The sequence below is a fragment of the Longimicrobiaceae bacterium genome (assembly GCA_035936415.1).
Taxonomy (GTDB): domain Bacteria; phylum Gemmatimonadota; class Gemmatimonadetes; order Longimicrobiales; family Longimicrobiaceae; genus JAFAYN01.
The window spans coordinates 1-8,669 of record DASYWD010000448.1 but is presented as its reverse complement, the minus strand read 5'-3'; the positions used below and the strand labels follow the sequence as shown (position 1 = coordinate 8,669).

Genomic DNA, 8,669 nt, shown 5'->3' with positions numbered 1-8,669 from the left:
GGTCCGCATGCCGCCCGCCGCGCCCGCCCACCCCACGCCCGCGCGCATGCGAGGCGCGGTGAGCGGGACGCGCGTGACCTCCTCGCCGCCCCCGGCGGTGCGCTCGGTGCCGCACGGGTCGCGATCGCCGGTCCGGAACAGGTACGTGTCCAGCACGGCCACCGCGTACGCGGTGCCGCCGGTCCGCACCTCCACTCCCGGGACCACGGCAGCGCGGCAGAGGGAGCCGCCCGCCACGCCGATGCGGACGGAGACGCCCACACCCGGTCCGGCGTCCTGCGCCGCCATCGCCGGGGCGGAGATCAGCATGCCGAGAAGCAGGACGAAGGCGCGGTGGAGTCGGTCGGTCGTCATGCGCATGCCGGGACAGGAGTGGGACAGGGGGGTGCCGCCTGGACGCCCGCGTCGGGTGCTCCTGCACCCGCTCACGCAGAAAGAGTGCTTGCGGCGGGCACCCGGGCGCCAGAGCCGAGCCGGCACGCCCGCGCATCCCGCGGCATCCGCCTTGCGCGCGTCTCCTCCCCGCTTTCGAGAAACCGGACCCGAGCAGGGAGGTGCAGATGGAAGAACGGAACCTGGACTTCGAGATCCCCCTCAGCCGCGACCAGTGGGACCAGCTGGGGCAGACGGCGGCGCGCCTGGGGCCGCACGACTGGGGCTACGACTGGCGCGAGGGCGACGAGGCGCGCATCCACGTGTTCATGCGCAACGAGGAGGCCCGCGGCGCCTGGAGCGACTTCGTCGTGGACGAGGGGGCGTACGGCGACACGGAGCTGGAGGTGGCGCACTTCGTCTTCAACGACGGGCGCCCCTATGCCCGCATCGAGGCGCCGCCCCAGGTGCAGCCGCCCAACGTCACCCCGGACCAGGAGCGGTCGATGCAGGCCGGGCTGGAGCACTTCGTCCGCGACAAGTGGGAGATGCTGATGAAGGAGTCCGGGATCCACCACACCCGCGGCCACACCGACCACGACCGCGGCCGCCCGCTCTGAGGCGCTCCGCCCGGCGCTCTCCTTTTTTCTTCTTGCTTTCCGAACGACGCGGCGTGTGGTGAAAACGCCGACAGGGAGAGGGGCGTAGGGGGAGGATCCCGGCGTGCCGTAGGGGGAGGGAAGAACGGCGGAACGGCGCCCCTTCCGGGCATCGTTCCGCCGTTCGCGCCTGCCGTGCCTTTTCGGCGGCGGTTCAGCCGCTCAGGGAGGGCTCACCGGGCGGTGCGGGACACCCCGGCGCCGTGCCGCTCCCGGTACGCGAGCTCCGCGTCGTGCAGGGCGTCCCAGCCGCGCTCCCCCTCGTACCCCACCGCGTCGCGCGGGATGCGGCGCGTGGGCCAGGGCGCCATCCGGTCGCCCACGTCGCCGGGGTAGAGCGTCAGGGTGGCGTCCACGATCGCCGCCGCCACCCGCCCCCGGTCGCGCCGGTCCAGCCGGCCCAGCGCCTCCAGCGTCTGCCGCGGGCCCCGCACGAAGGCTTCGGCGAGGAACGTCTCGTACTCCACCCCCAGCCGCGTCCCCTCCACCACGTACGCCTGCAGGAGGAGGCCGCGGAGGGCGTCGCCGTCGCCCTCCTTCACGCCGCGCCGCAGGAGCGTGGCCGCCACCTGCGGCCAGCGCGTCTCCCGGGCGGGCCGCGAGCCGCGCATCTCGTCGTCCAGGGTGTACAGCAGCTCGTCCGTGGGTAGCCCCTTCAGGTACTCCGCGAACTCGTCCTTCTGCGGGGTGGCGGGGCGGCGGTCCCACACCACGTTCTTCGCGGGGGCCGCCTCGTCCTTCGCGGGGGCCGCCTCGTCGCGGTCGCGTCGGGCGCGGTCGCCCCCGACGATGACCACCTCGGTCCCCACCTGCACGTTGTGGAAGAGCCGGACGGCGTCGCGGTTGTGGAGGCGGATGCACCCGTGCGACACCCGCTGCCCCAGCAGGTCCGGCTTGTCCGTGCCGTGGATCGCCAGCCCCTCGCCGATGTACACCGCGGCGGCGCCCAGCCCGCCCGGGAAGCGGCGCTTCGGGTCGTTGGGCGGGGGGATGGGGAGCTTGTTCTCGACGAAGTACCAGTCCGGCGCCATCCAGACCGGGTTCTCCTCCTTGTACTGCACCTGAAAGACCCCGGCCGGGGTGGAGAAGTCCCACTCGCCGTCGGGGCCCTCCAGCCGGAGCCCGGTCCCGGTCCCCACGGGGGCGGACCAGAGGATGCGCCGGTCGCGGGTGAAGTGGAGCAGGTTGGTCTCCAGGTCGATCACCACGACGAACTTCCCGGCGGAGAGCCCGGGGGAGGTCCGCGGGATGCGGAGCGTGGCGGAGCTGCGCACCGGGTACGGCGCCTGCGCGTCCGCGGTGGCCAGCGGGGCGGCGGTCGCCGCCCCGGCGATCAGCAGGGCGGCCAGGGCTCGCGCCGCCAGGCTCGGTTTCATGAAGCTCATCGGTTCGGTACGGCCTGCAGGGATGGTGGGGGAGCGTCGTCCCCCGGGTACGGCTCGTGCCCCTCCCCTGTGCAAAAGGCCTGCCGCGGGAACGGAGGTTCCCGCGCGCGTGTAACCTGCTGCCGTGCAAGGAGAAAGCGGATGCGCTCCCCGGTGCCCGCCCCGCCGCCGACCCACCCGGAGGCCACCCGGTGTCCGGCGCCCCGGTGGCTCAGGCGCCGTCTTCGCGCCGGGGCGCCTCCAGGGCGTGCTGCAGCACCAGCGGCATGGAGCGCTCGCCCAGGCGCCCGAAGTGCGCCTCGTAGAAGTACCCCCTCCCGTCCAGCGCCTGCACCTCCTCCGGAGTGATCCCCAGGGCTCCCTCGCCCCCCATCACCCGGATCTCCTGCCCTGCCTCGCGCTCGCGGGCGACGAAGAGCATCGCCATCTGCAGGGCTCCGGGGCTCCCCTGGCCCTGCAGGATGGGGGACGACTCCTCGATGAAGGCGCTGAGCGCGTCCATCACTCCCCGGGCGCCCGTGGGCTCCCCGCCGGACGTTCGGCAGAGGGTCGCCTTCCGCTCCCCCGCCTCCACGAACTGGATCACCGCGTATGCCATCTCGCTCCCTTTCCGGTTGGACGATCCGGGGCCGCCCCGGGTTGCAATCGCCGCCGGTGCACGCACGGACCGTGCACCGGCGGACGCGGGAATCCCGGCCGATGTCGGAGCGGTCCGGCAGGGCCGCGCCGATGTCTGGTGGTGAGCGTACGTTTTAAGCTATGGCGTGCGTGGCGCGCCCGCTTTACCATATAGGGGCCGTGCCTCCCGCGCGGCACCGCCCCGAGACTCGCCTTCCAGGAGCCGTGCCCATGAAGGTCCCGCACCCCGGCACCCCGTCCCGCCGGCCGCGCCCGCCCCGCCTTCCCCTTCCGTCGCTGCACGCCGCGGAGCGGGTGCGGGGCGCCGGGATCCTGGAGGAGTCTACCGGCGACGGCTGCGGCGTGGTCCTCTGGGAATCCTTCCGGAACGTCACCGACTGGGCCGCCACGCCGCGGGCCCGCCGAACGGGGGATCTCTTCGGCCCGGGCGCCGCGGAGCGCCGGACGGCCCTGCTCGGGAGCATCTCCCGGACGGACGGCTGCCTCCGCCGCGCGCTGGAGACGGTCCGCGACCTCCTGGCGGACCCCGCCGGGGCGGAGCCGCGCGCGGTGGCGTACGCGTGCACCACCGTGGCGGCGTGGGCCGCGGCGCACGGGAGGCCGGCGACCCGCTTCTACTTCGCGGCGGCGGGCGCGGCGTGCGTCCCGGAGGACGCGCGCCAGGCGTACGACGCCGGGTGCGTCGCACGCGACCTGGCGCGCTGGGACGCCGCGGAGCAGTGGCTGGAATACGCCCTTGCCGCCGCGAAGCGCAGGCGGGACCGGGTGACCCAGGCCATGGCGGTGATCGGGGTGGGAAACGCGTTCTACCGGCAGGGCTTCTACCACCGTGCGCGCGAGGCGCAGACGGCGGGCCTCACCCTCGCCCGGAAGTACCGGCTGAAGGAGATGCAGGCGCGCGCGCACCACGACCTCTTCATCACCTCCGCCGAGCTGCACGAGGCGGAGCGGGCCGAGGAGCACGCGCGCCTGGCGCTGCAGGCGTACGGCGCCGCGCACCGCAACGTTCCGGCACTGGCGCACGACGTGGCGCGGTTCTGGCTGGAGCTGGGGCATGCGTCCCGTGCGCTCACCGTGGTCACGGCCCTTCTCCCCCACATGAAGCGCCCGATCCACCGCCTGTACGCCCTCTCCAGCCTTGCCTGGGCGGCGGGCGGCTGCGGGAGGCAGGAGGCGTTCGAGAGCGCCTGGAACGAGGTGTGGGCAGCAGCCGCGCTTCCCGGGGCCGGGGCTGCCGCGGCCTCCGCCCTGCTGCAGCTGGCGTACGGCGCCGCGGCCCTGGGCGAGGTCGCGCGGGCCGAGGCCGCGGCCACGGCCGCCCTCCGGATCGCCGCCGAGCGCGGCGAGCAGGAGGAGGTGGCGACCGCGACCGCGTTCCTGGACTCGCTTTCGGCGGGCTCTCCCTCGCTGGTGTCTGCGTGCGCCGCGGACATTGCAGAAGGAAGCAACGACAGCCTGGCGGAAGAGTTCGTCCAGACGCTGGCTGTGGGATGACCACCCGGCGCCGCTGTAGCCGCGCCCGACGGTGGTCCGGCACAGGTCAGGTGCCCGAGCCGATGTACCCGCCGCTCAACCGTGGGGCGGCCGGCTCCGGCTCGATCGCGCCGGCCGTGCTCTGCTCCACGCGGTAAAGCGCATCCGGCCCGGTGATCCCGGCGCCACAGGCGCAAAGGGTGGAGAAGAGGAGGACGAAAGCTGCGGTGCGGACGATGCGCATGGGGGCTCCTTGCTGGGAGGAAGGTAGGTCCTTCGAATGGGAAGGTGTCCGTAACCTGAAGCGGCGCGGGCGCGTCGTCAACGCATGTCTGTAAAATGAGCGGTTCTCGATGACACATGGCTAGGGCCGTCGCCGGGCGGCAGATCCTCCTCCTCCATCCCGACGGCACCTTCCAGGACCGGGTGCGCTCCGGTGCGCCGGAGGGCTTCGGCTGCTGGACCCTCCCGGACTGGGCGGCCCTCCGGGAGACGGCGCGCCACGCCTCCCCCAGCACGATCGCCATCGTCGACCCCCTCGCGGGGAGCCCCGACGGAGGCCCCTCCCCCGAGCTGCGCGGCTTCCTCACCGAATTCGCGTGGATCCCCGTGGTCGCGGCCGTGCCCGCGGGCGGTGAGACCGCCGAGCTGCACCTGACGCTGCGGCGGTGGGGAGTGTCCGAGCTCCTGGTGCGGGGCGTGGAGGACACGCCGGCGGGGATCGCCAGCGCGATCCGCTTCGCGCAGGGGAAGGCGCTGCAGGGGGTGCTGGAGGAGATCCTCCCCACCGCCATGCCCGGCCGGGTGCGGCGGCTCCTGTTCGCGGCGGCGCGGGCGGTGTCCGCGGGCGGGCACTCGCCGGACCTGGCGGCGGTCCTCGGCGTGACCGAGACCACCGTGATCCGCCGGTGCGAGCAGCTCCGCCTTCCCGCGCCGCGCCGCATCCTGGCCTGGATGCGCGTGCTCCTCGCGGCCCGGCTCCTGGACGAGGAGGCGCGCACCTCGCAGAGCGTGGCGTACGCCTGCGGCTACGCGACGGAGGCGGGGCTCCGGCGGGTGGTGCAGAGCTTCCTGGGGATGGGGGTCACCGAGCTGCGCAGGCGGGGAGCGCTGCGGACGGCGGCGAACTCCTTCCTGGCCGAGCTGCGGGAAGGGAGGGCGGCGGGGACGGAGCGGGAGGCGTGACGGCGAAGCTCCAGCCGCTTCCGCCCGCACCGCCGCGCGCGTAAGTTTCGCCGTGCGGGCGGTGGGCCCGCCGGGAGCGAGGGTCGGGGCGGAGGTGACGGGGAGCCGGGGCCGGCCCGGCGTCAGGGGAGGAAGTCGCCCTCGGCGGTGAGGCGGGCGAGGAGCCTCCCCCGCTCGTTCTCGGCCTCGGCGGTGCGGCGGGCCTCGTCCGTAGCCGGGAGGTGGGCGCGGCAGGTGTCGCACACCAGGTACGGCTCGTCCGCGAGCCATCGCTCGCCCCAGCGCCCCACGCAGTCCGCGTCCCAGTGCTCCACCGCCCCGGCGGGAGCGCGGAGCAGCACCCGGAGCTGCGGCTCGAAGTGGCAGGCGAAGCAGGTGAGCGTGTGCGGAAGCGAGATCCCCGTGCCCGGCGGCAGCGAGAGGGGGCGCTCGCAGCGGGGGCAGATCCCGGCGAAGGCACGCACGCGGAACCGCCCGGTCCAGGCCCGGTGCGCCAGGAAGGCCCCGGCGACCATGGAGGCCACCGGCCAGGGGTAGTGCGGGGGGACGAGGAGCAGCAGGGGGACGATCCCCCAGAACAGGACCAGCGAGGCGAGGGTGCGGACCAGGCGCCAGGAGGTCGGCTGGTACACGAGCTCGACTCTCGCCGGTGCGGGACGGTGCCCCGGGAGGGTGACGATCGCGAGCGGAGCCGGTGCCGGGCCGTGTTCCATGATCGTGCGCGCTGAGGTCCCATTTCCAAGATAACGTGCTCAATTCGTGGCGCAATTCCCTCGTTGGGCACATTCCGGAAGGAACGTATGAGCGAAGCCGAGACTTCCACCCCCCTCCCTGACCGCCGCGCCTTCCTGGGCCTCTTTTCCGGGCTCGGGTTGGGCGGGACGCTCTTCCCCGGCGTCCTCTGGAGCAGGGTGGCTGAAGGGGCGGAGATCACCGAGGAGGTGATCGCCTGCGCCGCGGAGATCGCGGGGCTGGAGTTCGACGAGGCCGAGCGGAAGATGATGGTGCAGAGCCTCCGGCAGCAGCAGCGCCAGATGGAGGAGCTGCGCCGGGTCTCCCTCCCCAACTCCGTCCCCCCGGCCCTGGTCTTCGATCCCGTCCCACCGGGGATGGAGGTCCCCGCCGACGCGGGGCGCGGCGTGGTGGCGCTCGCCCGCGCCCCGGCCGTGCACCTCCCGGCCAGGCCCGAGGAGCTGGCGTTCCTCCCCGTCACCGCGCTCTCGGAGCTGGTGCGGCGGCGGCGGGTGACCTCCACCCAGCTCACCCGCACCTACCTGGATCGCCTGCGGCGCCACGACCCCGTGCTCCAGGCGGTGGTCACCCTCACCGAGGACCGCGCGCTGCGGCAGGCGGCCGATGCGGACCGCGAGATCGCGCGCGGGCGCTGGCGCGGCCCGCTGCACGGGATCCCGTGGGGCGCAAAGGACCTGCTCGCTGTGCGCGGACATCCCACCACCTGGGGGGCGGCGCCCTTCCGCGAGCAGACGATCGACGAGGACGCCACCGTGGTGCAGCGGCTGGACGAGGCCGGGGCGGTGCTCGTCGCCAAGCTCACGCTGGGCGCCCTGGCGCTGGGTGACGTGTGGTTCGGCGGGACCACGAAGAACCCGTGGAAGCCGGAGCAGGGCTCCAGCGGCTCCTCCGCCGGCCCGGGCTCGGCGGTGGCCGCCGGGCTGGTGGGCTTCGCCATCGGGAGCGAGACGCTGGGCTCCATCTCCTCCCCCGCCACCCGCAACGGCGCCACCGGGCTCCGTCCTACCTTCGGGCGGGTGCCGCGGAGCGGGGCGATGGCGCTCTCCTGGACCATGGACAAGCTGGGCCCCATGTGCCGGAGCGTGGAGGACTGCGCGCTGGTGCTGGACGCCATCCGCGGCCCCGACGGCGCGGACCCCACCGCGCGCGCGGCGCCCTTCCGCTACGACGCGCGCACCCGCCCGGCCGACCTGCGGATCGGCTACTTCCGGGAGGCGTTCGAGCGCGACGAGAAGGACTACCCCACCAAGCGCTTCGACCTGGCGACGCTGGACACCCTCCGCGCCCTGGGGGCCACCCTGGTCCCGGTGCAGCTCCCGGAGGCGCCGTACGGCGCCATGCGGCTGATCCTGGTGGCCGAGGCCGCCGCCGCCTTCGACGAGCTGACCCGCTCCGGGCGCGACGACGAGCTGACGCAGCAGGGCCCGAACGCCTGGCCCAACACCTTCCGCGCGGCGCGCTTCATCCCCGCGGTGGAGTACATCAACGCCAACCGCGTCCGCACGCTCGCCATGCAGGCGTGGGCCGAGCTGTTCTCCGGGGTGGACGTGGTCGTCGCGCCCACGTCGGGGACGCAGCTCGTCGCCACCAACCTGACGGGGCACCCGGCCGTGATCCTCCCCAACGGCTTCCGGGAGGACGGCACCCCCGTCTCCATCACCTTCCTGGGCGGGCTCTTCGAGGAGGGAACGCTGCTGGCCGTGGCGAGCGCCTACCAGCGCGCCACCGATTTCCACTTGCGGCGGCCGCCCGGGTTCGCCTGAGGTGTCTTCCCGCAGCTTTTCCGGAGGTCTGCGCTTGTCTTCGAGCCAGGATCGGATCACCCCCGCCGAAGTCGGCCCCACGGAGGACGGCGCGCAGCTCCGCATCCGCTGGGCGGACGGCCACGTGTCCGAGTACACGCCGCGCCTCCTGCGGTTGAGCTGCCCCTGCGCCGGCTGCGTGGAGGAGATGTCCGGCCGGCCGCTGCTGGACCCCGCCCACGTGTCCCAGGACGTGCATCCGCGCACCGTGGAGTACGTGGGCCGCTACGCGCTGCGCTTCGACTGGAGCGACGGGCACCGGACGGGGATCTACCCGTTCACCCTGCTCCGCGAGCTTTGCCGCTGCCTGGCGTGCCTGGACCCGGAGGGCGCCGGGTAGGGTCCCCGCCTCGCGCTCGGCAGCACGACGGCGCCCCCGCCGGGAATCCTCCCGGCGGGGG

At 74.2% G+C, this 8,669-nt stretch carries 10 protein-coding genes; 5 read left to right on the top strand and 5 right to left on the bottom strand.

The annotated features are described in order from the left end of the window. Positions 1-354, bottom strand: a 354-nt coding sequence (locus VGR37_18130) for a hypothetical protein (protein ID HEV2149327.1), incomplete at its 3' end; no start/stop codon positions are given. Positions 355-560: 206 nt separating this feature from the next. Here VGR37_18130 and VGR37_18125 point away from each other — a divergent pair. Then, positions 561-992: a hypothetical protein gene (locus VGR37_18125; GenBank protein ID HEV2149326.1), complete on the top strand. Its 432-nt coding sequence runs from the start codon at positions 561-563 to the stop codon at positions 990-992. Positions 993-1,204: 212 nt separating this feature from the next. Here VGR37_18125 and VGR37_18120 read toward each other — a convergent pair whose 3' ends face one another. Both VGR37_18120 and VGR37_18115 read right to left on the bottom strand, forming a co-directional pair. Beyond that, positions 1,205-2,407: a L,D-transpeptidase gene (locus tag VGR37_18120; GenBank protein HEV2149325.1), complete on the bottom strand. Its 1,203-nt coding sequence runs from the start codon at positions 2,405-2,407 to the stop codon at positions 1,205-1,207. Positions 2,408-2,627: 220 nt separating this feature from the next. Continuing rightward, positions 2,628-3,014, bottom strand: coding sequence for a hypothetical protein (locus VGR37_18115; GenBank protein HEV2149324.1), 387 nt, complete (start codon positions 3,012-3,014; stop codon positions 2,628-2,630). Between the two features lie 251 nt (positions 3,015-3,265). On the opposite strand from VGR37_18115, the gene VGR37_18110 reads away from it, so the two are divergent. Then, complete coding sequence (locus VGR37_18110) at positions 3,266-4,549, top strand: hypothetical protein (GenBank protein HEV2149323.1); 1,284 nt, start codon at positions 3,266-3,268, stop codon at positions 4,547-4,549. Positions 4,550-4,595: 46 nt separating this feature from the next. On the opposite strand, the gene VGR37_18105 is transcribed toward VGR37_18110, so the two are convergent. Next, on the bottom strand, positions 4,596-4,772 hold the full coding sequence (locus VGR37_18105; protein ID HEV2149322.1) for a hypothetical protein: 177 nt from the start codon (positions 4,770-4,772) through the stop codon (positions 4,596-4,598). A 116-nt stretch (positions 4,773-4,888) separates the two neighbouring features. Between VGR37_18105 and VGR37_18100 the strand changes: the two genes are divergently transcribed. Then, positions 4,889-5,713 carry a helix-turn-helix domain-containing protein gene (locus VGR37_18100; protein ID HEV2149321.1) on the top strand — a complete coding sequence of 275 codons (825 nt, stop codon included), beginning with the start codon at positions 4,889-4,891 and terminating at the stop codon, positions 5,711-5,713. A 122-nt stretch (positions 5,714-5,835) separates the two neighbouring features. On the opposite strand, the gene VGR37_18095 is transcribed toward VGR37_18100, so the two are convergent. Further along, the gene (locus VGR37_18095) at positions 5,836-6,345 is read right to left on the bottom strand and encodes a hypothetical protein (protein HEV2149320.1); all 510 of its coding nucleotides are present in this window, start codon (positions 6,343-6,345) and stop codon (positions 5,836-5,838) included. Between the two features lie 168 nt (positions 6,346-6,513). Between VGR37_18095 and VGR37_18090 the strand changes: the two genes are divergently transcribed. Both VGR37_18090 and VGR37_18085 read left to right on the top strand, forming a co-directional pair. Next, entirely contained in the window at positions 6,514-8,229 is a 1,716-nt protein-coding gene (locus VGR37_18090; protein ID HEV2149319.1) for an amidase, read from the top strand. Between the two features lie 34 nt (positions 8,230-8,263). Beyond that, on the top strand, positions 8,264-8,608 hold the full coding sequence (locus VGR37_18085) for a DUF971 domain-containing protein (GenBank protein HEV2149318.1): 345 nt from the start codon (positions 8,264-8,266) through the stop codon (positions 8,606-8,608). Positions 8,609-8,669: the final 61 nt, after the last annotated feature.

Excerpts from the sequence above, each read along its gene's own strand:
- VGR37_18125 (HEV2149326.1), top strand. The coding sequence starts at position 561 with ATGGAAGAACGGAACCTGGACTTCGAGATCCCCCTCAGCCGCGACCAG.
- VGR37_18120 (HEV2149325.1), bottom strand. The coding sequence starts at position 2,407 with ATGAAACCGAGCCTGGCGGCGCGAGCCCTGGCCGCCCTGCTGATCGCC.
- VGR37_18115 (HEV2149324.1), bottom strand. The coding sequence starts at position 3,014 with ATGGCATACGCGGTGATCCAGTTCGTGGAGGCGGGGGAGCGGAAGGCG.
- VGR37_18110 (HEV2149323.1), top strand. The coding sequence starts at position 3,266 with ATGAAGGTCCCGCACCCCGGCACCCCGTCCCGCCGGCCGCGCCCGCCC.
- VGR37_18105 (HEV2149322.1), bottom strand. The coding sequence starts at position 4,772 with ATGCGCATCGTCCGCACCGCAGCTTTCGTCCTCCTCTTCTCCACCCTT.
- VGR37_18100 (HEV2149321.1), top strand. The coding sequence starts at position 4,889 with ATGGCTAGGGCCGTCGCCGGGCGGCAGATCCTCCTCCTCCATCCCGAC.
- VGR37_18090 (HEV2149319.1), top strand. The coding sequence starts at position 6,514 with ATGAGCGAAGCCGAGACTTCCACCCCCCTCCCTGACCGCCGCGCCTTC.